Origin of the sequence: Streptomyces sp. NBC_00358, from assembly GCF_036099295.1 — a bacterium.
Taxonomy (GTDB): domain Bacteria; phylum Actinomycetota; class Actinomycetes; order Streptomycetales; family Streptomycetaceae; genus Streptomyces.
Genome location: NZ_CP107976.1, coordinates 1,235,968 through 1,259,331, shown reverse-complemented (window position 1 = coordinate 1,259,331; position 23,364 = coordinate 1,235,968). Strand labels below are relative to the sequence as shown.

The 23,364-nt window shown below is 72.2% G+C and carries 17 protein-coding genes and 2 pseudogenes; 10 read left to right on the top strand and 9 right to left on the bottom strand.

Going from position 1 to position 23,364, the window contains the following annotated elements; translation table 11 throughout:
• Positions 1 to 100: 100 nt before the first annotated feature.
• Positions 101 to 2,269, bottom strand: a complete 2,169-nt coding sequence (locus OHT01_RS05290; RefSeq protein WP_328551942.1) for a SpoIIE family protein phosphatase — start codon at positions 2,267 to 2,269, stop codon at positions 101 to 103.
• A 292-nt stretch (positions 2,270 to 2,561) separates the two neighbouring features.
• Between OHT01_RS05290 and OHT01_RS05285 the strand changes: the two genes are divergently transcribed.
• Positions 2,562 to 4,994, top strand: a complete 2,433-nt coding sequence (locus OHT01_RS05285; protein ID WP_328551941.1) for a SpoIIE family protein phosphatase — start codon at positions 2,562 to 2,564, stop codon at positions 4,992 to 4,994.
• A 162-nt stretch (positions 4,995 to 5,156) separates the two neighbouring features.
• Positions 5,157 to 5,666 carry a metallophosphoesterase family protein gene (locus OHT01_RS05280; RefSeq protein WP_328551940.1) on the top strand — a complete coding sequence of 170 codons (510 nt, stop codon included), beginning with the start codon at positions 5,157 to 5,159 and terminating at the stop codon, positions 5,664 to 5,666.
• Between the two features lie 68 nt (positions 5,667 to 5,734).
• Here OHT01_RS05280 and OHT01_RS05275 read toward each other — a convergent pair whose 3' ends face one another.
• Positions 5,735 to 6,853 carry an XdhC/CoxI family protein gene (locus tag OHT01_RS05275; RefSeq protein WP_328551939.1) on the bottom strand — a complete coding sequence of 373 codons (1,119 nt, stop codon included), beginning with the start codon at positions 6,851 to 6,853 and terminating at the stop codon, positions 5,735 to 5,737.
• Between the two features lie 248 nt (positions 6,854 to 7,101).
• Between OHT01_RS05275 and OHT01_RS05270 the strand changes: the two genes are divergently transcribed.
• Positions 7,102 to 9,087: a translation factor GTPase family protein gene (locus OHT01_RS05270; protein WP_328551938.1), complete on the top strand. Its 1,986-nt coding sequence runs from the start codon at positions 7,102 to 7,104 to the stop codon at positions 9,085 to 9,087.
• A 108-nt stretch (positions 9,088 to 9,195) separates the two neighbouring features.
• On the top strand, positions 9,196 to 11,064 hold the full coding sequence (locus OHT01_RS05265) for an endoglycosylceramidase (protein WP_328551937.1): 1,869 nt from the start codon (positions 9,196 to 9,198) through the stop codon (positions 11,062 to 11,064).
• 7 nt (positions 11,065 to 11,071) lie between these two features.
• Here the strand turns inward: OHT01_RS05265 and OHT01_RS05260 are convergent, their stop codons facing one another.
• Positions 11,072 to 12,340, bottom strand: coding sequence for a YncE family protein (locus OHT01_RS05260; RefSeq protein ID WP_328551936.1), 1,269 nt, complete (start codon positions 12,338 to 12,340; stop codon positions 11,072 to 11,074).
• Positions 12,341 to 12,590: 250 nt separating this feature from the next.
• Here OHT01_RS05260 and OHT01_RS05255 point away from each other — a divergent pair, with 250 nt between their 5' ends.
• Positions 12,591 to 13,307: a TetR/AcrR family transcriptional regulator gene (locus OHT01_RS05255; RefSeq protein WP_328551935.1), complete on the top strand. Its 717-nt coding sequence runs from the start codon at positions 12,591 to 12,593 to the stop codon at positions 13,305 to 13,307.
• Positions 13,308 to 13,573: 266 nt separating this feature from the next.
• Positions 13,574 to 14,566 (top strand): polyprenyl synthetase family protein, encoded by a 993-nt coding sequence (locus tag OHT01_RS05250; protein ID WP_328551934.1) that lies wholly within the window; start codon positions 13,574 to 13,576, stop codon positions 14,564 to 14,566.
• A 256-nt stretch (positions 14,567 to 14,822) separates the two neighbouring features.
• On the opposite strand, the gene OHT01_RS05245 is transcribed toward OHT01_RS05250, so the two are convergent.
• Positions 14,823 to 15,185, bottom strand: coding sequence for a nuclear transport factor 2 family protein (locus OHT01_RS05245; RefSeq protein ID WP_328551933.1), 363 nt, complete (start codon positions 15,183 to 15,185; stop codon positions 14,823 to 14,825).
• A 171-nt stretch (positions 15,186 to 15,356) separates the two neighbouring features.
• Between OHT01_RS05245 and OHT01_RS05240 the strand changes: the two genes are divergently transcribed.
• A complete protein-coding gene (locus tag OHT01_RS05240) occupies positions 15,357 to 15,653 on the top strand; it encodes a hypothetical protein (protein WP_328551932.1) in 297 nt (98 codons plus the stop codon).
• Positions 15,654 to 16,690: 1,037 nt separating this feature from the next.
• Here the strand turns inward: OHT01_RS05240 and OHT01_RS05235 are convergent.
• The 3 genes from OHT01_RS05235 to OHT01_RS05225 form a co-directional block, all read right to left on the bottom strand.
• Positions 16,691 to 17,614, bottom strand: a complete 924-nt coding sequence (locus OHT01_RS05235; protein WP_328551931.1) for a helix-turn-helix transcriptional regulator — start codon at positions 17,612 to 17,614, stop codon at positions 16,691 to 16,693.
• A 200-nt stretch (positions 17,615 to 17,814) separates the two neighbouring features.
• The gene (locus OHT01_RS05230) at positions 17,815 to 19,569 is read right to left on the bottom strand and encodes an ABC transporter ATP-binding protein (RefSeq protein WP_328551930.1); all 1,755 of its coding nucleotides are present in this window, start codon (positions 19,567 to 19,569) and stop codon (positions 17,815 to 17,817) included.
• 90 nt (positions 19,570 to 19,659) lie between these two features.
• A complete protein-coding gene (locus OHT01_RS05225) occupies positions 19,660 to 20,277 on the bottom strand; it encodes a rhodanese-like domain-containing protein (protein ID WP_328551929.1) in 618 nt (205 codons plus the stop codon).
• Positions 20,278 to 20,358: 81 nt separating this feature from the next.
• On the opposite strand from OHT01_RS05225, the gene OHT01_RS05220 reads away from it, so the two are divergent.
• A complete protein-coding gene (locus tag OHT01_RS05220; RefSeq protein ID WP_328558031.1) occupies positions 20,359 to 20,646 on the top strand; it encodes a metal-sensitive transcriptional regulator in 288 nt (95 codons plus the stop codon).
• A gap of 3 nt (positions 20,647 to 20,649) precedes the next feature.
• Here the strand turns inward: OHT01_RS05220 and OHT01_RS05215 are convergent.
• Positions 20,650 to 21,003: pseudogene (locus OHT01_RS05215) on the bottom strand (sulfite exporter TauE/SafE family protein); the annotation flags it as partial.
• 17 nt (positions 21,004 to 21,020) lie between these two features.
• Positions 21,021 to 21,326 (bottom strand): annotated as a pseudogene (locus OHT01_RS05210) (MBL fold metallo-hydrolase); the annotation flags it as partial.
• Positions 21,327 to 21,580: 254 nt separating this feature from the next.
• On the opposite strand from OHT01_RS05210, the gene OHT01_RS05205 reads away from it, so the two are divergent.
• Positions 21,581 to 22,666 (top strand): S-(hydroxymethyl)mycothiol dehydrogenase, encoded by a 1,086-nt coding sequence (locus OHT01_RS05205; RefSeq protein WP_328551927.1) that lies wholly within the window; start codon positions 21,581 to 21,583, stop codon positions 22,664 to 22,666.
• Positions 22,666 to 23,295 carry an MBL fold metallo-hydrolase gene (locus OHT01_RS05200; RefSeq protein ID WP_328551926.1) on the top strand — a complete coding sequence of 210 codons (630 nt, stop codon included), beginning with the start codon at positions 22,666 to 22,668 and terminating at the stop codon, positions 23,293 to 23,295. The genes OHT01_RS05205 and OHT01_RS05200 overlap by 1 nt, the downstream gene beginning before the upstream one ends.
• Positions 23,296 to 23,364: the final 69 nt, after the last annotated feature.

Here is a 23,364-nt window from a genome sequence, read left to right as displayed (position 1 = left end):
GGGTCGGACCGCTCCTTTGCGCGGTGTCCGACCGGTCGAGCCGGCCGGTGCACTGGACCGCACCGCACCGCACCGCACCCGACCGGTCGGGTCGGATGGGTCAGACTGGGCCGGGGTGGTCGAGAGGCCGTACCCGCAGCAGAAGCAGAGCGACGTCGTCGGGGCGTTCCTGACCGGCCTCCTCGCCCCGCTGGAGCAGGCTGTCGGCCAGCTCGTTCAGGGGCTGGTCCCCGGTCGCCGCGAAGCGTCGCGCGAGGTCGGCGAGGGCGTCCTCGATGTCGACGCCGGGCGACTCGATCAGACCGTCGGTGTAGAGGGCCAGGACAGACCCGGGAACGAGCGGCACCTCCGTCGTCGGATAGACGGCTTGGGCGTCGATGCCGAGCAGCGGCCCGCCGGCCAGGTCGAGCACCTTGACCCTTCCGTCCGGCCGGCGCAGCAGTGGCGGCGGATGCCCGGCGCGGGCCATCACGGCCACCCCGCGCGCCGGATCCAGACGCAGGTACAGACAACTGGCGAACAGCTCCGTGCCGAGGTCGATGAGCAGCCGGTTGGTGCTCCCCATCACCTCCTCCGGAGCCTGCCCGACCGCCGTGTACGCGCGGACGGCGGTACGGATCTGGCCCATCAGCCCCGCGGCCGTCACGTTGTGCCCCTGCACGTCCCCGATCACCGCCGCGGCCCGGCCGTGCGAGGACACCAGGTCGTAGAAGTCCCCGCCGATGTCCATGCCCTGGGTGGCCGGCAGATAGCGCGCGGCCGCCTCGATCGAGGCCAGCGGCGGAAGCGAGCTCGGCAGCAGCGCGGCCTGCAGACCCTGCGCGAGCTGGAGCTTGGCGTCGTAGAGCAGGGCGCGTTCCAGCGCCTGGGCGATCAGCCCGCTCAGACTTGTCAGCACCGCCTGTTCGTCGGCCGCGAAGTGATGGGACTGCGCGTACCCGAGGACACAGGTGCCCACCGGCCGCCCGGAGGCGATCAGCGGCAGATAGGCCCACGCGCCCATGCCGTCGGGGGTCGCGTTCTGTGACGGATAGAGGCGCTCCAGTTGCTCCCGCGAGTCGAAGAACGCGGGAACCCCGGTGTTCAGCGCCTGGGTGCCCGGAGTCTGCTCGCTCAGCGGCAGCCCGTCGAAGCGCTCCACGGCGTTCGCGTCCGGGTATCCGCGATGCCCGAGCACATGCAGCCGACCGGCCCGGCTGCCGAGGACGGCCAGGGCCTGGCTGCCGACGGCGGGCGAGATCTCGTCCGCGACCAACTGCACCACGTCCTGGACGCCCGCCGCCTCCGTCAGCGCGCTCGCCAGGCTGAGCACGTGGGAGATCGTCACCAGGCGCGGACTGCCGTCGCTCCGCCGCGGGCCCGCCCGCGTCATCTCGGACACCGGCCGGGCCCGCGAGATACGGACGCTCAGCCCGTTCGTACTCGGATACAGGCGGAACGACAGCCAGTCGCCCGGGGGGCGCAGCGCCACGAACGAGGTCACGTGCTGGCTGATCAGCGCGGCACGGTAGCGGTCCTCGTAGACCGGGTCGTTCAGCCAGGGCACGGCCGCCCACAACTGGGTGCCCAGGAGCCGGCTGACCGGCACCTCCAGCAGTTCGGCCGTCGCCGCGTTGGCGTAACCGACCCGCCCGTGCAGATCCAGCGAGCACAGTCCGTACGGCAGTCGCGCCGCCATCCGGCCGGCCTCCAGGGCGCCGAACGTGCCACCCGGTGCCGGCCCCGCCGGCGTGAGGAGGTCGGGTTCGGGACGCAGCGGGCGGTTCTCGGCGGCGGCCCGCTCCAGACGCAGCGCCAGCCGGTCGCAGGCCGCGGTGAGCCGTTCCCGTTCCCGGTCGGACAGGTCCGGCGGATGCGAGCCGGGCCAGGTCACGTAGACGGCGCCGTACACGGTGGTCGCCGTCGCCACGGGAAGCGCCGCGAGGGCGAAGGGATACGGGAGCACCAGCGCGATCCGGGGATAGCTGCGGGCCATCTCGTGCTCGCCCCCCACCCAGATCAGCCGCCGCCCCCGTACCGCGTCGGCGACCGGGATCGGCGCGCTCAGACCGACGCGTTCCCACGGCGCGGCGAACGCCCGCGGCAGCCCCGCGGAGACCGCCATCTCCAGTACCGGCTCGTCGGACGAGAGCAGGTACACGGCCCCCGAGTGGGCGTGCACGTCGTCCAGCATCGCGGCCAGCGTCAGCGACAGCAGCGGGCGGCCCACCGGGGTCGGCCGGCCGGCCGGCGCCTGTGCGGCCTCCTGCCCGTCGGACACGCCGACCACCTCCTCGCGGGACCGTCCACGGCCTCCGCACTTCCAGGGATCAAGGCTCCCCCCTGGACGCCCGTCCCGCACGGCGAGCGGAGCCGCCCTCTGCCGGGTGCGACCGAGCGTCCGGTCCGGCCGGGCCACGGACCGTCACCCCTTTCGTGCGAAACGCCGCGCGAAACGCACGAATCAAGACGGATTCGATTTCGTTCGATTCGCTGTCCCGTACGGGCTTCCCCGCAGGCCCGGCGCCTTCGGAACGGTCACAGGGGCTGCGCCCGGGCCCGGGAAGCGCTGTAATTACGGCGTGGTCAGTGAGGGTGCTGCGGAACGCGGAACAAGAATGTCGCGCGCCGAACTTGCCCTGAAGACGCTCACCGCGGACCTTGACCCACGCGAACGGCTGCACCGCCTCCTCGAACAGGCACTCGTCTTCACCGGTGCGACCGTCGCCGCCGTGTACTCACCGAGTGCGAGCGGCGGTGAACTGCATCTGGCCGAGTCCGCGGGAGTGCCCAGGACGCTGTACGGGCTCCGCGACAGCTACCCCCTGTCCGGCGGCTCCCCGGCCGCCGAGGCGCTGCGCTCGGGGCGGCCGTGCTGGCTGGGGCCGGAGGAGGTCGCCCGCTGCGCCGACGCGCGGCGGCTGTCCTCGCGGGACTACTCGCTGGCCGTGCTGCCCCTGCGGGACGACGGCTGCCTGGTCGCCGTCAGCGAGGGCCCCGACGGCTTCGGCCCCGAGGACCGGGCCTGTCTCGGGATGCTCGCCGACGCCGTCGTCTGCCCGCCGCCCCCGCTGCCGGACGACGCGGCCGACCTGCCCGCCAGCTCGTTCAGCCTCGCCATGGACACCGGGCGGGTCGAGGTCGACCACGAGGTGCTCGATCTGTTCGGGCTGTCCGCCACGGCCTTCGACGGCAAGGTCGAGACCCTGCTGTCGATGGCCGTGCCCGAGGACCTTCCCTCGCTGATGTCCGCCGTGGAGCCGGACCACATGTCCGTCGGCGACCGGGAACTGGAGTTCCGCATCCTCCAGCCGTCCGGCGGACACAAGTGGCTCCGGCTGCGCGCCCACCTGCTGCCCTCCGCCGAGGGCCGCCCCGCACGGCTCGTGGGCACCGTCTCCGACGCCTCCAAACTGCGCTCCCGTCTGAACGACGTGGGCCGCGTCCAGCGGCTCGCCGCCGCCCTCGCGACCGCCGGCACCGTCCGCGATGTCGGCCACGCCGTCGTCGCCGCTCTGGGCAAGCCCCTCCAGGCCGACCGGGTCGCCGTCGCCGAGCTGGAGGGCGACCGCCTCGTCGTCACGCTCCTGGACCCGCCCCAGCCGGAGTTCTGGCCGGAACTGTGGCGCAGCGAATGGCGCTCGGAATGGCCCGACGCCCCGGTCCGGGCCATGCCCACGCTCGCGGCGGCCCTCACCGAGGGGCGGCCCGCCATCTGGCCCGCCGGCGCCGACCTGGAGCCCGCGCTCGCCGAGGTCGGCCCCGGCGGCCTCGCCGTACTGCCGCTGCCCGCGGGCGGCCGTATGGCGGGCGCCTGCCTGATCGGCTGGGAGGCCCCGCACGACTTCGGCCCCGACGAGCGCGCCCTGCTCACCGCCTCGGCCGGCCTCGCAGGCCAGGCCCTGGTGCGGGCCCACGCCTTCGACGCCGAGCACGAACTCATCGGCATGCTCCAGCGGAGCCTGCTCCCGCGCCGCCTGCCCAAGCTGCCCGGCGCGGTCGCCGTCGCCCGCTACCTTCCGACCACGTCGGGCCTGGACGTCGGCGGCGACTGGTACGACGTGATCCCGCTGCCCGACAACCACGTCGCCCTCGTCATCGGAGACGTCCAGGGGCACAACGCCTCGGCCGCGACCCTCATGGGCCAGATGCGCACCGCCCTGCGCGCGTACGCCGTCGAGGGGCACCCCCCGGACGTGGTGGTCTCGCACGCCAACCGGCTGCTGCTCGATCTGGAGACCGACCTCTTCGCCACCTGCTGCTATGTCGACGTCGACATGGAGGAGGGGTCCGCCTGGTATGTGCGCGCCGGACACATCCCGCCGGTGCTGCGTCACCCGAACGGCGGTACCGAGGTCCCCGAATCGGAGCCCGGACCACCGCTCGGCGTCATCCGGCAGACCGACTTCCCCATGAGCCCGCTGCGGTTCCAGCCCGGCACCATCGTCGCGCTGACCACCGACGGCCTGGTCGAGTCCGTCGAGGTCGACGTCGAGGACGGTCTGAAACGGCTCGCCGCGGGCCTGGCCGCCTCCGACCCCGCCCACCTCGGTCTCGTCGCCGACCAACTGCTCACGGGCGCCAACCGCAGCGACGACGTGGCCCTCCTGCTGATGCGCTACGACGGCATGGAGGTACTCCCGCTCCGCGAGAGCTGGACCGTCTGGCGGGTCCCAGAAGCCGTCCGGCACGCCCGCCGCTACACCCGGCGCGCCCTGCGCACCTGGGGCGTCGACGCCCACACGGACGCCGCCCTGCTGATCGTCTCGGAACTCGTCACCAACGCCCTGGTGCACACCGACGGCCAGGTCAGACTGGACCTCACCCTCATCAACCACCGTCTGCGCATCGCGGTCGCCGACAACTCGCCCCGTACCCCGATCAAGCCCACCAGCATCGGCTGGGAGGCCACCGGAGGCCGGGGCATCCTCCTCGTCGAGGCGATGTCGGCGACCTGGGGCACGGTGCCGGTGAGCGGCGGGAAGCAGGTCTGGAGCGAGATCTCGCTGGACTGACACGGGCCCGCGCCAGACCCCTCGCGCTCGCGCGGAGCGGCGAGTCGGGGGGACCGCTTCGATCAGCCGCCGGACGTGCCACCGGAACAGCCGCCGGACGTGCCACCGGAACAGCCGCCGGACGTGCCACCGGAACAGCCGCCGGAGTGACACCCTGAAGCCGTGCGTCTCCTGCTCCTGTCCGACACCCACCTCCCGAAGCGGGCCAGCCGACTCCCGGCCCCGCTGCTCGCCGAACTCCCGCTCGCCGACGTCGTGATCCACGCGGGGGACTGGGTGGACACCGCCACTCTCGACCTGCTGGAGGCCCGTTCCCGGCGGGTCATCGGGGTGTACGGCAACAACGACGGCCCCGACCTGCGGGCCCGCCTCCCCGAGATCGCCCGCGCCGAACTGGGCGGCCTGTGCTTCGGCGTCGTCCACGAGACCGGCGGCGCGCACCACCGCGAACAGCGCTGCGCGGAACGCTTCCCCGACCTCGACGTCCTGGTCTTCGGGCACAGCCACATTCCCTGGGACAGCACCGCCCCGACCGGCCTGCGCCTGCTCAACCCCGGCTCGCCGACCGACCGCCGCCGCCAGCCGTACCGCACCTACATGACGGCGACGGTGACCGGCGAGTCCGGGCTCACCGGGGTGACCCTGCACCGGCTGCCCCCGGGCACCGGCTGAGCCACGGCCTGCCGATGCGAGGCCTGCCGGTCCACGGCCCGGCGATGCGGGGCCTACCGAATCCGCGGCTACCGCGGATGGATCGCCCCGCCCCGCGTCGTCAGGGGCACCCCGCTGCCGCCCCAGCGCAGCGCGACGATCTCCGCGGCGACGGACACCGCCACCTCCTCCGGAGTACGTGCCCCGAGATCGAGGCCGACCGGGGAACGCAGCCGGGACAGCTCGCGCTCCGACACGCCGGACGCCAGCAGCCGTCCGACGCGGTCGTCGTGGGTACGCCGACTGCCCATCGCCCCGATGTACGCGGCCGGGCGGCGCAGTGCCTCCTCCAGCAGGGGCACATCGAACTTGGGGTCGTGGGTCAGGACGCAGATCACCGTGCGGTCGTCCGTCGTCGTGCCGCTGAGATAGCGGTGCGGCCAGTCCACGACCACCTCCACGCCCGCCGGGAACCGCCTCGGCGTGGCGAAGACCGGGCGGGCGTCGCACACGGTGACCCGGTAGCCGAGGAAGGCGCCGATGCGGGCCACGGCGGCCGCGTAGTCGATCGCGCCGAAGACCAGCATGCGCGGCGGTGGCGCGAACGAGTGCAGGAAGACGGTGACGGCGTCCTCGCGCCGTTCGCCGTGCGGGCCGTAGTGCCGCCGCCCGGTGGCGCCCTGGGCCAGCTCGCCGCGCGCGTCGGCGGTGACGGCGACGTCCAGGCCCGTCGAGCCGAGCGAGCCGGACACCCCGCCGTCCGGGCCCGGCTCCCCGGCCGGCCACACGACGAGGGCGGCTCCGCGCGGAGCGGGTCCGTCGATCACCGTGGCCACCGTCACCGGGCGGCCCGCGGCGACCGACCCGGCCATCGCGGCGAAGGCCGGATCGTCGGCGGGCGACACCCGCCGGACCAGCAGCGTGATCTCACCGCCGCAGGTCAGCCCCACGGCGAAGGCGTCCTCGTCGCTGTACCCGAACGTCTCCAGGCGCGCCTCGCCCGAGGCGATCACCTCCTGGGCCAGCTCGAACACCGCGCCCTCCACGCAGCCGCCGGACACACTGCCCACGACCTCGCCGCCCGGACCCACCGCCATGGCCGCGCCCGGGTCGCGGGGCGCGCTGCGGCTCACCGCCACCACCGTGGCCAGTCCGAAGGGAGATCCGGCCGCGTACCACTCGTGGAGCGCGGGGAGGATGTCGCGCATCGTCCGCTCCTCTCGCCGCGGGCCGGGACCGTCCCCCGGGTCCGGTCACCGTCAGGAATCAGGATCCGGTCACCTTCAATGATCCGCTTCGCGGCAGGATTTCGTTGAGCGTTAATGCGTTGCCGTCCGGGGAGGCCGCCTGCTGCACTGCGGGAGACACATCCGCCGGGATCGAGGAGCAGAGATGCGCGCACCGTTCATGTCCACCCAGGAAGGAACCACTCCCATTTCAAAGGACATGACACTCGGTGCATATGCTCAACCTGGGAATCCTGGCGCACGTAGACGCCGGTAAGACAAGCCTGACCGAGCGGCTGCTGCACACGGTCGGGGTCATCGACGAGATCGGCAGCGTCGACGACGGGAACACCCGGACCGACTCCCTCGCGCTGGAGCGGCAGCGCGGCATCACGATCAAATCCGCCGTCGTCTCGTTCGCGATCGACGACCTCACCGTCAATCTGATCGACACCCCCGGTCACCCGGACTTCATCGCCGAGGTGGAACGGGTGCTCGGCGTGCTCGACGGCGCCGTCCTGGTCGTCTCGGCCGTGGAGGGCGTTCAGGCGCAGACACGCGTGCTGATGCGGACGCTCCAGCGGCTGCGCATTCCCACGCTGATCTTCGTGAACAAGATCGACCGCGGCGGGGCGCGTGACGCGGAGGTCCTGGAGAGGATCTCCGAGCGGCTCACCCCGGCGATCGTCCCGATGGGCGAGGTCGGTGAACCGGGGCGGCGCGGCGCGTACTTCACCGCGTACCCCGCCGCCCGGCTGCGCCCGCACCTCCTCGATCCGCTCGCCGAGCACGACGAGGAACTGCTCGCCGCGTACGTCGAGGACAAGGTGTCGTACGAGCGTCTGCGTGCCGCTCTCGTCGCTCAGACCGGGCGGGCCCAGGTGCACCCCGTGTTCTTCGGATCGGCCACGACGGGCGCGGGTGTCACCGAACTGATCGGCGGCATCCGGGAGTTGCTGCCCGTTGCGCGGGCGGACGCCGAGGGACCGGTGTCGGGCACCGTCTTCAAGGTCGAACGGGGGGCGGCCGGGGAGAAGATCGCGTACGCGCGGATGTTCTCGGGGACCCTGCGGACCCGCGACCGGCTGGCCCTGCGCGACGGCGAGGAGGGGAAGGTCACCGCGATCAGCGTCTTCGACCAGGGCTCGGCGGTCCCGGAGGCGTGCGTGACCGCGGGGCGCATCGGCAAGCTGTGGGGGCTCGGCGCGATCCGGATCGGCGACACCATCGGTGAACCCCGGCCGTCCCCGGCGGGCGAACACCACTTCGCCCCGCCGACCCTCGAAACCGTCGTGTCTCCCGGCCGCCCGGCGGACAGGGGCGCCCTGCACCTCGCGCTCACCCGGCTCGCCGAGCAGGACCCCCTGATCGATCTCCGGCACGACGATCTGCGGGGCGAGATCTCCGTATCGCTCTACGGGGAGGTGCAGAAGGAAGTCCTCCAGGCGACCCTGGCGGACGAGTTCGGCATCGACGTCCTGTTCCGCGAGACGACTCCGCTCTGCGTCGAACGGCCGCTGGGCACGGGCGCGTCGGTCGAGTTCAACAAGAAGGACCCGAATCCGTTTCTCGCGACGGTCGGACTGCGGATCGAGCCGGCGCCGATCGGTGCCGGGGTGGAGTTCCGGCTGGAGGTCGAACTCGGATCGATGCCCTACGCGTTCTTCAAGGCTGTCGAGGACACCGTCCAAGAGGCTCTGGGCCAGGGGATGCACGGCTGGCAGGTCACCGACTGCACGGTCACGATGACGCACGCGGGCTATTCGCCGCGCCAGAGCCACGCCCACCAGGGATTCGACAAGAGCATGTCCAGCACGGGGGCCGACTTCCGGGGCCTGACCCCGCTGGTGCTCATGGACGCGCTGCGCGCGGCCGGCAGCCAGGTGTACGAGCCGATGCACCGCTTCAGGCTGGAGGTGCCGGCGGACACGCTCGGCGCCGTGCTGCCCGTGCTGGCCAGGCAGCGCGCCGTGCCGGGGACCACCCGGATGCGGGGCTCCTCGTGCGTGCTGGAGGGGGTCCTCCCGGTGGTCCGGGCGCACGGACTGGAACAGAGGCTCCCGGGGCTGACGCGGGGAGAGGCCGAGCTGGAATGCGCCTTCGACCACTACGCACCCGTGGCGCGGGACGCGATCCCGGACCGTCCCCGGACCGATCTGAACCCGCTGGACCGCAAGGAGTACCTGCTGAATCTGACGCGCCGGTTCGGCGGGTGAGCCGGCCGCCCTGCCTCGGGCGCCCCGCCGGGAGGCGGGTGAAACGAGAAACTTACTCATGAGTCAGAGGTGTTGACGCCTCCCGGTACCGGCGGGACTGTTGTGAACATGTCGAAGTTACGTGCGCGTCTGCTCGGCGTCCTCGTACTCCTCACCGGTTTCCTCACGGCGGCGGGCGCCCCGCCCGCCGCCGCGGACGGACTCCCCGACTCCCTCTGGTTCGACGCACCCGCCGCGGCCGCCCTCACGGTGGCGAACGGCCGGTTCACCGACGGCCTCGGTCGCGAGGTCGTGCTGCGCGGATACAACGTCTCCGGCGAGACCAAGCTGGAGGAGAACAGCGGGCTGCCCTTCGCCTCGGTCGCCGACGCGGCGAAGTCCGCGACGGCGCTGCGCGCCCTCGGCGGCGGCAACTCCGTGCGCTTCCTGCTCTCCTGGGCGCACGCCGAACCCGCCCGCGGCCAGGTCGACAGCGCCTATCTCGCCGCGGCCACCGACCAGATGCGAGCCTTCCTCGACGCGGGAATCCGTGTCTTCCCCGACTTCCACCAGGACCTCTACTCCCGCTACCTCTTCAACACGGGGAGCTGGTACTCCGGCGACGGCGCCCCCAAGTGGGCGGTGACCGCGGGTGGTTACCCGCAGGAGTCCTGCGGCATCTGCCTCTTCTGGGGCCAGAACATCACCCAGAACGGCGCCGTCGAAGCTGCTCAGTACGACTTCTGGCACAACGCCCACGGGCTCCAGGACGCCTTCCTCACCACGGCCCAGGCCACCATGACGTACGTCCGGCAGCACCTCACCACCGCCGAGTTCGCGGGGGTCGCCGGCTTCGACCCGTACAACGAGCCCTACGCGGGCACCTATGAATCGGCGCAGACCAGCCGCACCTGGGAACGCGACCTGCTCTGGCCGTTCTACGGGAGGTTCCGGGCCCGCATGGACGCGGCCGGCTGGCAGGACAAGCCCGCCTTCGTCGAACCGAACCTCTTCTGGAACTCCAACATCAGCTCCCAGAAACAGGAGGGCGGACTGCTCGACGCGGGCACCCTCGGTCCGCGCTATGTGTTCAACACCCACTTCTACGACCAGAAGGCCATCTCGGGCATCCTCATGTGGGGCAAGGCGGGAGACGGTCAGTACGCCACCGACTTCGGCGCGGTCCGGGACCGGGCCGCGGCCGCCGGGACGACCGCGGTCGTCAGCGAGTTCGGCCACCCGCTCTCGGGATCGGTCTCCGACAAGGCCCCGACCGTCGACAAGGCGATGTACCAGGCCCTCGACTCCCGCCTCCCCGGATCCGGTTGGTGGATTGGGACAGCCTCGTCGGGACCGGTTCTGTCGGGTACCCAGTGGCAGTGGGACATCTACAGCGGCCGGCACCACGAGCTGATGAACGACAACCCCGGCAAGGTCCTGACCTCGGGAGACGCCTGGAACGACGAGGACCTCTCCGCGGTACGCCTCGACGACTCGGGCACGCCCGTGCTGCGCCAGGACGCCCGGCTCCTCGACCGGCTCTACCCCGGCGCCACCGCCGGCTCCACCCTCGCCTTCACCTACGAGGACCGCTCCCGCGACGGCTCCACCACGCTGACGTGGAACCCGGTGCCCTCGACCCTGCCCCAGGTCTCCCAACTGGTCGGAGCAGGGCAGTACGGTCTGCTCGTCTGGCGCTCCGACGGCGGCACCGCCCCGACGGAACTCCATCTGCCGGCCTCCTTCCCGGACTCGGCCACGACGGTGGTGTCCGACCTCGGAGCGACGGTCTCGCCACCCGCCTACACGACGACGACTCCCATCGCCGTCGCTCCCGAACCGGGCGCCACCGGCAGCCGCCGCCTCCTGCTCACCGCGTCCGGCTCGGGAACCCTGCACTACGCGCTGGTCACGAACGGGGCGAGCGCCCCGTCCTCCGCCCTGCTGAGCGGGGCCCGGACGGAACTCGCCGCCTGGGCCGCCGCCCGCTTCGGCTGAGTGGGCGTCAGCTTCCGCTCGGCCCGCTCCAGTTCGCCTCCACATGGCCGAGGCGAACCCGCTGGGGGTGGTCGCCGACCGGCACCGACACGGTCTTCTGCCCGGTGGCGAAGTCGATGGCGGTGACCTGGTCGGCGCCGCTCTCGGAGATGACACAGTCCTTGCCGTCGCCGCTGACGGTCGCCCAGTAGGGCTTGGACGCCGGGACCAGCGGGCCCTCCTGGAGCGTCGCGCGGTCCACGACGGTCGCGTAGTCGTCCATCGTGCCCGCCACGCACAGTTTGGTGCCGGACGGGTTCATCGAAATGCCGTGGTGGCGCGAGTCGTTGACCCAGGTGGTGCGGTCGCTGCTGGTGGCGGGGTTCTTCGGGAGGGTCTTGACCCGGGTGATCCGGTCGGTCGCGACGTCGTACTCCAGGAAGCCGTTGAAGAACGACACCTGGAAGTACAGTTTCGACTCGTCCGGAGAGAAGACGGCCGGGCGGACGGCGTCGGAGAAGTCCGTGAGGCCGATCGCGTCGAGGCGCTGGCGCATGTCGATCACCTTGACCTGCTTGTAGGTGGTCGCGTCGACGACGGTGATCTTCCGGTCGCCCTTCGTCCAGTCCAGCCAGGGGTCGTCGAGAGCGGTGGTGACGTCACCGATGGCCATGTTCCAGATGTACTTGCCGTCGTGGGTGAAGATGTTCTCGTGCGGCTTGTCGCCGGTGGCGAAGGAGCCGAGCTGTGCGCCGGTCGTGATGTCGAGTACGTGCACGGTGTTCGCGGTCGAGGCCGAGACCGCGACCCGCGTGCCGTCGGGGGACACGGCCATGTGGTCCGAGCGGTAACCCGCGACGGGGAAACGCCAGTTGATCCGTCCCGTGGCGAGGTCGATGGAGACGACGTCGGCGAAGCTCGGGCGTGAGACCACCACCGACCTGCCGTCGGGCGTGGAGTACATGTCGTCGACGAACTGGTCGTGCCCCTCGCCGACGCCGCTTCGAATGCCCATGAAGTAGGCCCACTTGATGGGATCGGCGTTGATCGCCGCGAGCCGCGCGTCCTTGTCCGGGATGACGTTGATCCGGCCGACCTTCGCGAAGTCACCGGTGGACTTGATGACGTCCGCGGTGCCCTCCCAGTTGTTGCCGACGAACATCACCTCGCGCAGATCGGTGGCGGAGGCCTGCGCGCCGTCGGCGGACGCGGCGGTCGCGGCGGTCGCCGTGGCGCCCAGGGTGAGGGTGAGGGCCGCGGCGAGAGAACAGAGGTGTCTGGCTCTGAGCACGGACATGGAGGGTCCTGTCGTAGTGGGGGAGTGCGGCGGACGGGCGCGGTGAACCGGGACGAGCCGTGCAGGGCCGGGTGCTGTGCACGACTCCAGAAATGACGAGAGCATGACAATGCGAAATCTGAACATGCCCGCTTTCAAAGTGCACTTACTGGAAAGTAAGGAATGAGGGAGCCTCTCCACAAGGGCTGGTGCACGACAAAATCACCGAACGGGCGAGCGTCGGTTCGGGTCGGGGCCGAAGGAGGAACGCGTGGCGGGCAGGATCAGACAGCCCACCGGCCGCTACGGCGGCAGAACGGCTGAGGAGCGGCAGGCGGAGCGCCGCCAACGCTTCCTCGACGCCGGGCTCGAACTGTTCGGCGCCGGACCCGGATACCGGTCCACGACCGTGGCGGCCCTCAGCGAGGCGGCGGGACTGTCGACGCGCCAGTTCTACGAGGCGTTCCGGGGCCTGGAGGACGTCCTGGCGGCCCTTCATCTCCAGGTCAACGACTGGGCCGAGGAGGCCGCCCTCGCCGCGCTCGCCGAGACCCGCGACCTGCCGCTCGCCGAGCGCGCCACCGCTCTGTTCCGCGCCTACGCGGCGAACGTGACAAGCGACCCGCGCCGCATCCGCATCACCTTCGTGGAGATCATCGGCGTGAGCGCGCGACTGGAGGAGCAGCGGCTCGCCCGCCGGGCCCGCTGGGTGGAGTTCATCTGCGGCGAGGCGGCGGCCGCCGTGGCGAGAGGAGAGGCGGCGCAGCGCGACTACCGCCTCGCCGCGACCGCCTTCATCGGCAGCGTGAACGGCCTGCTGCACGACTGGAACGCCGGACGGGTGGACGCGACCCTGGACGAGGTCGTCGAGGAACTGGTCCGCCAACTGCTCGCCGTCCTGCGCCCGGCCGACTGGCGCGCGGAGGGATCCGGCGCGGGTCCGCCGGTGGACCCCAGGCCGGGAGCCGGCGAGCGGAGGCGGCCGTGAGCCTTGGGTGTACATGGCCGCAAGGCGCGCCCGGTGAACGGAGCAGCATCGCCCCGTGGACCCGCGGCCGTGGTCGCTCCTCGCGCGACGGTCGGTGTGGCGGTCGCGGCGGCCGGACACCCGGCCCTGTCACGGGAAGAATCCCGGAGTCCTCAAGGAATCGGCCATGGCGCAATGTTGCTCTAGCTCGCCATCATGGCGAATGATCGAATCGGTGCTCGATTCATTCGGTGGTGGGGGTGGGCTGCGTGCGCGTGAAGTCGTACATGGATCTGCATCGGGAGATGTCCGCGGACATCGCGGCGGAGCGGGAGTCCGCGCTCGACCTGCTGGGACCGTCGGCCGCGTCGGTCCGGGCGGCGGTCGCCGAACTCCTGGAACACCGGACGTTCGCCTACCCCCTGTCGGTGCTGCCGGTCATCGTCCACGCCGTGGAGACCGGGACGCCCGGACCGGCGGTCCCGCTGGCCGTCGTCCACGAACTGTGGTGGACCTCCGCCTGCTACCTGGACGACCTCGCCGACGGTCAGGCCGCCTTCGCCGCCGGTGGGCTCGGTGAGAGCGAGGCGCTGCTCGCCACGGTCATCGGCGGAATCCCGCTCCCCCTGCTCGTCGTTCAGTCGCCGCGGATCCCCGAGGCGGCGCGCGGCGCGCTGTCCGCCGAGATCGTGAGGTGCTGGATCACCGCGACCGAGGGGCAGTTGAGGGACCTGCGCGCGGACATGGGCGCCCGGCGCGACGCGGTCGTCACGGCCTACCTCGGGAAGTCCGGCGCGCCGTTCAGCATGGTCACGGCCATGGCCGCGCAACTGGCGGGCCGAACACACGAAAGAGTCGAACTCTGGCGGGAGTTCGGCAACGTCTTCGGCATCCTGTGGCAGCTGTTCAACGATCAGCAGGACATACTGACCGGCCGCGACGAAGACCTCGCGAACGGCACGGTGACCTATCTGCTCGCCTGCGCCGTGGAGGATGCCGACGCCGGTTCCCCGGACCGCATCCTGGAACTGCACGCCGCCGCGCGCCACTCGCTCGACGCCCGCGCGGCACTCACCGCGTTCCTCCTGGCACCCGAGGTGCTGCGCCGGTACGAGGAGGACATCAGCGCGTTCCGCGACCGGGCGCACCGCCTGCTGCGCGAACTCGGCGGCGACGAGGCCTATTCGTCCGTCCTGCGCGACCTCGTGGACCGGGCTTCCCCGATGCTCCTACAGGCGCGGGAGCCGCTCTCCGGAGTGGTTGCCGCCCAGCACCGATGACATGACCGCCGTCGGCGCGGTGCGGCTCACCGCGGCCGGATCCGCAGCCTCCGAGCGGCACGCGGCGCGGCGGGACGCGGGTGGGCACGGGCTGTCCGCAGGATGGAGTCCAGCAGCGAGGCGGACACGCGCAGGCCTGCCGCGGACACCGGCCGTCGCCGGCGAACTCGGCTCGGACGAGACCTCCCCATCGCCGCACCGGCCGAGAAGGTCCAGGTCAGACGCGACTTGACCTGGACCTTCGGCCAGTACCTTCCTATTCGTCCCATGCCTGGACCAGTGTCTGCTCGATGATCTTCCCGTCGCGCAACGACATCATCGATGTGCTCAACACCCGTACCCCGTCGGGGTACGAGCAGGACTCGGTGAAGGCGACGTGGTCGCCCTGCACGACGCACTGCTCCATCTTGTGCGTCATGTCCCGGCTGTATACGTCGTTGAGCATCTCGGCGATCTCGCCGCGACCGTGTTTGACCATCGGGTGACTGGGCTGGGTGTTGCGGTCGACGACGCGCAGTTCCGCGTCGTCCGCGTAGAGCGACAGCAGATCTGCCGCACTGTGTCCTTCGATGCCCCGGCGCAGTGCCTCTGCGTCGAAGACGGGGGCTGCCGTGCCCATGGGTGACCTCCTCAGGAAGGCGCGGGCCGACCAGGAGCCGACCGCGAGGCGCCTCATACCGAGCGTCCTCCGCCCCGGGGCCCACGGCAAACGCAAGGGCCTGATGCCCCTCCCGGGTGAGCGCGAGGATCGGGCCGTGTCCGCCCGGGGGGCCGGGCCGTTGCTGAAGGCATGATCTCAACACGACGTATCGTCGCCGCCGTTGGTCTCGCTGTCGGTGTCACGGGACTCGCCGCGCCGATGGCGACGGCCGCGGGTTCCGTGGTCCCGGACGCCGCGAAGCTGAACCCCATCTCCACGCTCGACTCGGTCGCGACGAGCGGCATCCCCGCTGAGCAGCAGGCCGGTCTTCCCCGGCCCTCCGCCCAGCTCGCCGGTCTGAACCGGCTCAACGACCTGAACCAGTTGCGCCAGGTCACCGACCTGGCCGCGCCTGTCACCGGGCTGCTCGGGGGCATCGAGAGCTGACGCGACAAGGTCCTGTCGCCGGCGAGCGCTCGGCGTCCCCGAGCGCTCGCCGGTGACAGCACCATGTCCGCCGCGGGCCCGGGGACCCCGGCGGATCAGCGACATTCACCGGGACCCGCCGCCGCTCCTCCCAAACCTGGCCCGATCACCCGCGACCCGCCCTTCCAAGCCCCGACCCGCCTGCTCCATGAAGAGCACCCCTGCGTCTGCCGCCCCCGTCCCGCGCCAGCGGTCCCACCCAGTCGCCGGCGGGCCGGCAGGCCAGTCGTCGCCGGTCGGCCTGCCTGCCGCCGATCAGCCGTCTCCCTTACGCGTCAGCCGTCCCGTTCAAGGGCCAACCCGCCCGTTCACACAGGTCGGCCCGCCTGTGGGGCAATCCCGTTAGCTGGTCGGTGGCCGCGTTCGCGCAAGGTGCAGCCCCTGCCCGGCTCAGCCCTCTGCCCAGCTGGGCCTCACGCCCGGCTGGTCCGGCCGCCCCGCCTGTGGAGCAGCCTCCCTGGCGGGGGGTAGCCCTTGCCCGGCTCGGCCTGCTGCCCGGCTGGCCCCTCTGCCCAGCTGGGCCTCATGCCTGGCTGGGCCGGCTGCCCCGCCTGTGGAGCAGCCTCCCTGGCGAGGGGCAGCCCTTGCCCGGCTGAGCCTGCTGCCCGGCTGGCCCCTCTGCCCGGCTGGGCCTCATGCCTGGCTGGTCCGGCCGCCGCGCCTGTGGGGGCAGCCTCCCTGGCGGGGGGCAGCCCTTGTCCGGCTCGGCCTGCCCCCGGCTCGGTCGACTGCTCGACTGGGCCTGCCCGCGGCTTGGCCTGCCGCCCGGCTGGGTCTGCCCCCGGCTGGGCCGGGTCGCCCCATCTGTGGGGCTGCCCCTCCCCGCCTGAGGGGCAGCCCCTGCCCGGCTGGGCCTGCCCACCGGCTCGGCGCGCCCCCGGCTCGGCTAGCCCTCCTGCCCAGGGATCGCCCTCTGTCCAGGGAGGCCTGCCGGGCCCGGACGGGTCGGGCAGGGCAGGGCTCGGCCGCACCGCGGGTGGATCGGAAGTGCGCCCGATTCACCGGGGGGCGCGTGCGCCCGGGATACCCGTACCCCCTCCGCGTACCGCCGTGCGGAACGCGATGGGTGCCTGCCCGGCGCGCTGGTGGAAGTACTTGGCGAAGTTCGTGGCACTGGAAAAGCCCAGTTGGGCGGCGATACGGGCGGCGGCCAGGTCGGTGTGGGCGAGCAGCCGCTTGGCCTCCAGTACGACCCGGCGGTCGATGAACTCCTTGGCGCCGATCCCCGCCGCGTCGAGGGCGGCCCGGGACAGCGTGCGGGCGGAGTAGCCGAGGGCGAGGGCGTAGTCGTCCACCCGCCGGGTGTGCGCGAAGTCCCGCTCGACGGTCTCGCGGAACCGCAGAAAGGTTTCGCTTGGCCCGCCGCCCGGACTGCCGGGCTCCTCCAGATGGGCCAGGCGCAGGATCAGCACGTCCAGCAGATGGCGCAGTACGGCGACGCGCGCGTCGAGCGGCAGCCGCCCGGGTGTCAGGAACTCGTGCTCCAGATGCGCCCCGGCCACCCGCAGCGACGTCGCGTCCTCGCTCTTCGGTCTACGCAGCACGGGCGCGTGCGGATCGTCGAGCCGGGCCGCGCGGGCGGTGCCCGGGTCCGGGAACTCCCGCTCGAAGGCGATCAGCGTCCCCTCGGCCCGGGTGAGGTCTCCCCACTGCAGGACCTGCCCGGGGCGCGTCCACAGCCAGGAGCCCCGCTCGACGTGGTGGGCGGTGAAGTCCACGCTCTGGCGCAGTGCGCCGGAGTCGAGCGTGAGCACCTGGTGGAACCCGGGGCGCCGCGGCAGGCCGAGATCGGCTCCGTGGGTCCGGGAGCGGGCGCGCAGCGCGGCCAGCGAGATCACTTCAAGTCCGGCGGGTGTGCCGACGTGGGCCGCGAAAGGGACCTCGTGGACGGCCTGCCCGGCGGGGTGTCGGTTTTTGGCCATGATCAGTCGCCTGTGTATCCGGGTGGGACGTGCCCTCCCCGCCCGGTTGCGGGTGGTCGCGAGCGGACGACCGCCCCGCGTGGCGGAAAGAGGGCATCACCATAGAGGAGAGCCGGTCGCCGGCCAAGGAGTTCAGGGAGATCGCCGACGTACCGGAATGTTCCGGGGAGTCAGGCGGATCGGGCGCGTTGGGGGCGCGGTCATCCCGCGGTCGCGAGGAACTGCGTGGCGGCCAGTTCGGCGTAGAGAGGATCCCCGGCGACGAGGTCGCGGTGGGTGCCCACGGCGCGGACGCGGCCCGCCTCCATCACGACGATGCGGTCGGCCGTGGTGACCGTGGACAGCCGGTGCGCGACCACGAGGACCGTGGTCGTACGGGCCACGTCGGCGACCGTGTCCCGCAACGCGGCCTCGTTGACGGCGTCGAGCTGTGAGGTCGCCTCGTCGAGCAGCAGCAGCCGGGGGCGCCGCAGCAGGGCCCTGGCGATGGCGACGCGCTGGCGCTCGCCGCCCGAAAGCTTGGTGCCGCGATGACCGACCAGCGTGTCCAGGCCGCGCGGCAACCGGTCGACGAGGCCGTCGAGGCGGGTCGTCTTCAGCACCCGGTTCAGCTCGCCCTCGTCGGCCTCCGGATCGCCGAGCAGGAGATTGTCGCGCAGGGACCCCGACAGTACGGGCGCGTCCTGCTCCACATAGCCGATGGCGGACCGGAGCCGCGGCAGCTCCCAGTCCTCCAGCGCGCGGCCGTCCACGGTGATGAGGCCCGACTCGGGGTCGTAGAACCGCTCGATGAGCGAGAAGACGGTGGTCTTGCCCGCGCCCGACGGGCCGACGAACGCGGTCAGTCCGCGGGCCGGCACGGCGAACGTCACCCCGTGGTGGACGTACGGCAGATCGTCGGCGTAACGAAAGCGCACGTCGTCGAAGGCGAGCGCCGCCGGTTCGGCGCCGGGGGACGGCAGCGGCGCGGGCAGGGCGGCCGGTTCCGCGGGCAGCCGGAGGGCCTCCTGGATGCGGGCGAGCGCGGCGGCGCCGGTCTGGTACTGCGTGACCGCGCCGACCACCTGCTGGATCGGTGACATCAGGTAGAACACGTAGAGCAGGAAGGCGACCAGGGTGCCGACGTCGATGGCGCCCGTCGCGACCCGGGCGCCGCCCACCGCGAGGACCGTGATGAAGGCGATCTGCATCGCCAGACCGGCCGTGTTGCCCGCGGCCGCGGACCACTTGGCGGCCCGCACGCTCTGCCGCCAGGACTCCTCGGCGGCCGCGTGGACGGTGCGCTCCTCGCGGTGTTCGGCGCCGGACGCCTTGATCGTGCGCAGTGCGCCGAGGGTCCGCTCCAGCGAGGCCCCCATCACCCCGACGGCGTTCTGGGCCTGCCTGCTGGCGCGGTTGATACGGGGCACGATCAGGCCGAGGACCGAGCCCGCGCACAGCACCACGCCCAGCGTGACCCCGAGCAGCACCCCGTCGACCAGGCCCATCATCACCACCGTCGCGACCAGGGTGAGACCTCCGGTGCCGAGGCCGACCAGCGAATCGGTCGTGACCTCGCGCAGCAGGGTCGTGTCCGAGGTGATGCGGGCCATCAGGTCGCCGGGCTCGCTGCGGTCCACGGCGGGTATCCGCAGCCGCAGCAGGTACGACGACAGCTCGCGCCGCGCGCCGAGCACCACCGACTCGGCGGTGCGCCGGAGAACGTACGAACCCAGCCCGCCCACCGCCGCGTTGGTGACCACCAGGGCCGCCATGCCGAGCAGCGCCCGTCCGATCGGCCGGTCGTGCGACAGGTCGTCGATGAGCCCGCGTGCGACCAACGGAAGGAGCAGGCCGGTGGCCCCGGTCGTGAGCGCCAGCAGCGCGCCCGCGAACAGCGCCCAGCGGTGCGGTCGTACGTACCCGAGCAGCAGGCGCCACGCGGGCACCTCGGGCTCGGCCTCGGTCGGGCTCACGGCGCTCCTCGCGGGAAGGGATGAGGGGGCCCTCAGGCTACGTCGCGGGCGGCGCAGGACCGGTGCCGCCCGCGGCAGGTCCGCGTGGAGTCAGGACAGGCGCTCCCCGAGTGCCGCCAGGGTGGCGTCGAGGTCCACCGCTCGCGGCCGGTTGTGCGGGAGCCTGGAGAGCAGCGCGGCCATGCCGCAGGTGTCGGTGAGCGCCGAGAGGACCAGGCCGCCCGCCACCCCGGCGGGGAGCAACCGCCAGGCGGGGCGCCGGAGTCCGAGACCGAGGCCGGTGAGGACGACGGCGCCGGCGGTGAACCTGACCTGGCGCTCCATGGACCAGCCGGCCCGCGTGGAGCCGGCCGGGCGGTGCAGTTCGTGTCCGTGCTCCGCCCAGGCGTCGGTGCCGCCGGTGAGCGTGGCCGCCGGTACCCCGTGCTCGGCCAGCAGGGCGCAGGCGTCGGCGGAGCGCTTGCCGGAGGCGCAGACCAGGAGCAGTTCGGGACGGGCGTCCCCGAGTACGGACAGCGCCCGGGGGAGCCGGTCCAGGGGGATGTTGAGGGCGCCCGGTAGATGCCCGGAGGCGTATTCGCCCGGGGTGCGGACGTCGATGACGGTCAGTTCGGCGAGCCGGCCGCGGGCCTGGCCGACGTCGAGGGAGGCGATGGCGACGGGGGAGACGGGGGAGGCGGGGGATGCGGGGGAGGCGGGGGAGTTCATGCGGAGTGTCATCCTTGCTCTTCGGGGGTGCCCCGCAGGGCGGAGTACCATACCCCTAGGGGTATGGCTGAAGGAGTGTTCGTGGAACTGGAACTCGCGGGTGCCGAGCTGAAGTCCGTGCTGAACCGGCTGCGCCGGGCGCAGGGGCAGATCGCCGGAGTGATCCGGATGATCGAGGAGGGGCGCGACTGCGAGGACGTGGTCACCCAGCTCGCCGCGGCCTCCCGCGCCCTGGACCGGGCCGGCTTCGCGATCATCGCCACCGGGCTCCAGCAATGTCTGACCGACGCCGGGAACGGCGCGAAGAACGGTGAGACGAGCGAGCAGATGCGTGCCCGGCTGGAGAAGCTCTTCCTGTCGCTGGCCTGATCCTCACAGCACGACGTCCAGGAGCATCAGCGCGGCCACGGTCAGCAGGGCCCAGGCGAAGATCCGCTGAAGCGTGCCGCCCGACACCCGGGCCGCCAGCCTCTTCCCGTCCCAGGCGCCGAGCACGGCGGCCCCGGCGAACGGCGCGACGACCGCCCAGTCGAGACTCCGCGCCGTTCCCGCGCGGGCGAGCAGCGCGGCGAGCGAATTCGCCGTGATCACCAGCAGGCTGGTGCCGACGGCGGCCCGCATCCGCAGCCCGACGACGTTCACCAGGGCCGGCACGGCGAGAAAGCCGCCGCCCACGCCCAGTATCCCGGTCACCGCACCCAGGCCCGCGCCCGTGCCGCTGATCCGCCCGGCCCCGGCGGGCGTGACTCCCGGCCCACCGGCGGCCGGTCCCCGTCAGCCACCGGCACCCGCTCGAACGCGACCCGGGCGCCGGCCGGGACCAGGTAGGCGGCTCCGGTGAGCCGGGCCAGTTCGAGGCCGCCGCTCGCGTAGTCGTTGTGCAGATGCGTCTCGACGACGTACGCGATCCGCACGTCCCGCCGGGCCGCCGCCGCGAGCACCCGCTCGATGTCCCTGGGCGGATCGACGGCGACGGCGCCGCGCGGGCCGCCGGCCAGATAGCTCCGGTTGCCGAGGCCCGCCACCTCGATGGTGTCGACGAAGGACACGGCAGCACTCCTCTCCTCCGTGAAGCCCGAGGGCTTCGCGGCTCTACGAAATTACCCCGGGGGGTATATCTCCACGGTAGCAGAGGTACCCCCGGGGGTATCTGGGAGGTGATGTCGACGCACGGTCGGGGCGCGGGCGGCCGATCGCCGTGCCGGGGGCCGGGGCCGCCGCGGGCCACCTGGCCTTCTACCGGCCGGTCACACCGTAGGGTCGGTTGACGGAACGTCGATCGACCTAGGAAGGGCTCACTCACATGGCGCAGGAAGTACGGGGCGTGATCGCACCGGGCAAGAACGAGCCGGTGCGCGTCGAGACCATCGTCGTGCCGGATCCGGGACCGGGCGAGGCCGTGGTGAAGATCCAGGCCTGCGGGGTCTGCCACACCGACCTGCACTACAAGCAGGGCGGCATCAACGACGACTTCCCGTTCCTGCTCGGCCACGAGGCGGCCGGAATCGTGGAGTCGGTCGGCGCCGGTGTCACGGACGTGGCACCCGGTGACTTCGTCATCCTCAACTGGCGTGCGGTGTGCGGGCAGTGCCGTGCCTGTCTGCGCGGACGCCCCTGGTACTGCTTCGACACCCACAACGCCAAGCAGAAGATGACCCTCAAGGACGGCACCGAACTGTCCCCGGCCCTCGGCATCGGCGCCTTCGCCGAGAAGACGCTGGTCGCGGCCGGACAGTGCACCAAGGTCGACCCCTCGGTCTCCCCGGCGGTCGCCGGACTGCTCGGCTGCGGAGTGATGGCCGGCATCGGGGCCGCCATCAACACGGGCGAAGTCGGCCGGGGTGACACGGTCGCGGTCATCGGCTGCGGTGGCGTCGGCGACGCGGCCGTCGCCGGCTCCCGGCTCGCCGGCGCGGCGAAGATCATCGCCGTGGACATCGACGACCGCAAGCTCACGACGGCCCGGAAACTCGGCGCGACGCACACCGTCAACTCCCGCGAGACCGACCCCGTCGAGGCGATCCGCGAACTCACCGGCGGCTTCGGCGCCGACGTCGTCATCGAGGCGGTCGGTCGCCCCGAGACGTATCAACAGGCCTTCTACGCCCGCGATCTCGCCGGCACGGTCGTCCTCGTCGGCGTGCCCACCCCCGACATGAAGCTCGAACTCCCGCTGATCGACGTGTTCGGACGCGGTGGCGCCCTCAAGTCGTCCTGGTACGGCGACTGTCTGCCCTCCCGCGACTTCCCGATGCTGATCGACCTGCACCTCCAAGGGCGCCTCGACCTGGGGGCGTTCGTGAGCGAGACGATCGCCCTGGACGACATCGAGGCGGCCTTCGAGCGGATGCACCAGGGCGACGTACTGCGCTCGGTGGTGATGCTGTGATGAGCGCCCGCATCGAACACCTCGTCACCTCGGGCACGTTCTCGCTCGACGGCGGCACCTGGGACGTCGACAACAATGTGTGGATCGTGGGGAACGACCACGAGGCGGTCGTCATCGACGCCGCTCACGACGCCGACGCCATCGCCGAGGCGGTGGGCGACCGGCGGCTGACCGCGATCGTGTGCACGCACGCCCACAACGACCACATCGACGCCGCCCCCGCTCTGGCCGAGCGCACCGGCGCCACCATCTGGCTCCACCCCGACGACCTGCCGCTGTGGAAGGTCACCCACCCCGACCGGCTGCCCGACGCCTGGCTCCAGGACGGTCACGTGATCGAGGCGGCGGGTGCGGACCTGACGGTGCTGCACACCCCGGGGCACGCCCCGGGCGCGGTCTGCCTCTACGACCCCGGTCTCGGCACCCTCTTCTCCGGCGACACCCTCTTCCAGGGCGGCCCGGGGGCGACGGGCCGGTCGTACTCGCACTTCCCGACGATCATCGAGTCCATCCGGGACCGGCTGCTCTCCCTCCCGGCCGACACCGTCGTCCGTACGGGACACGGCGACACGACCACGATCGGCGCGGAGGCTCCGCACCTGGAGGAGTGGATCGCCCGCGGCCACTGACCGCGCTCCGCCGGGCCGAGAAGGCCCGTGGCCGGCGTGCCGCGACACGACGGAAAAGGCGCGGGGATA

Bases quoted from the DNA above. Each gene is read 5' to 3' on its own strand.
- OHT01_RS05275 (WP_328551939.1), bottom strand. From the start codon at position 6,853: ATGCGCGACATCCTCCCCGCGCTCCACGAGTGGTACGCGGCCGGATCT.
- OHT01_RS05265 (WP_328551937.1), top strand. From the start codon at position 9,196: ATGTCGAAGTTACGTGCGCGTCTGCTCGGCGTCCTCGTACTCCTCACC.
- OHT01_RS05260 (WP_328551936.1), bottom strand. From the start codon at position 12,340: ATGTCCGTGCTCAGAGCCAGACACCTCTGTTCTCTCGCCGCGGCCCTC.
- OHT01_RS05250 (WP_328551934.1), top strand. From the start codon at position 13,574: ATGGATCTGCATCGGGAGATGTCCGCGGACATCGCGGCGGAGCGGGAG.
- OHT01_RS05245 (WP_328551933.1), bottom strand. From the start codon at position 15,185: ATGGGCACGGCAGCCCCCGTCTTCGACGCAGAGGCACTGCGCCGGGGC.
- OHT01_RS05240 (WP_328551932.1), top strand. From the start codon at position 15,357: ATGATCTCAACACGACGTATCGTCGCCGCCGTTGGTCTCGCTGTCGGT.
- OHT01_RS05235 (WP_328551931.1), bottom strand. From the start codon at position 17,614: ATGGCCAAAAACCGACACCCCGCCGGGCAGGCCGTCCACGAGGTCCCT.
- OHT01_RS05225 (WP_328551929.1), bottom strand. From the start codon at position 20,277: ATGAACTCCCCCGCCTCCCCCGCATCCCCCGCCTCCCCCGTCTCCCCC.
- OHT01_RS05205 (WP_328551927.1), top strand. From the start codon at position 21,581: ATGGCGCAGGAAGTACGGGGCGTGATCGCACCGGGCAAGAACGAGCCG.
- OHT01_RS05200 (WP_328551926.1), top strand. From the start codon at position 22,666: ATGAGCGCCCGCATCGAACACCTCGTCACCTCGGGCACGTTCTCGCTC.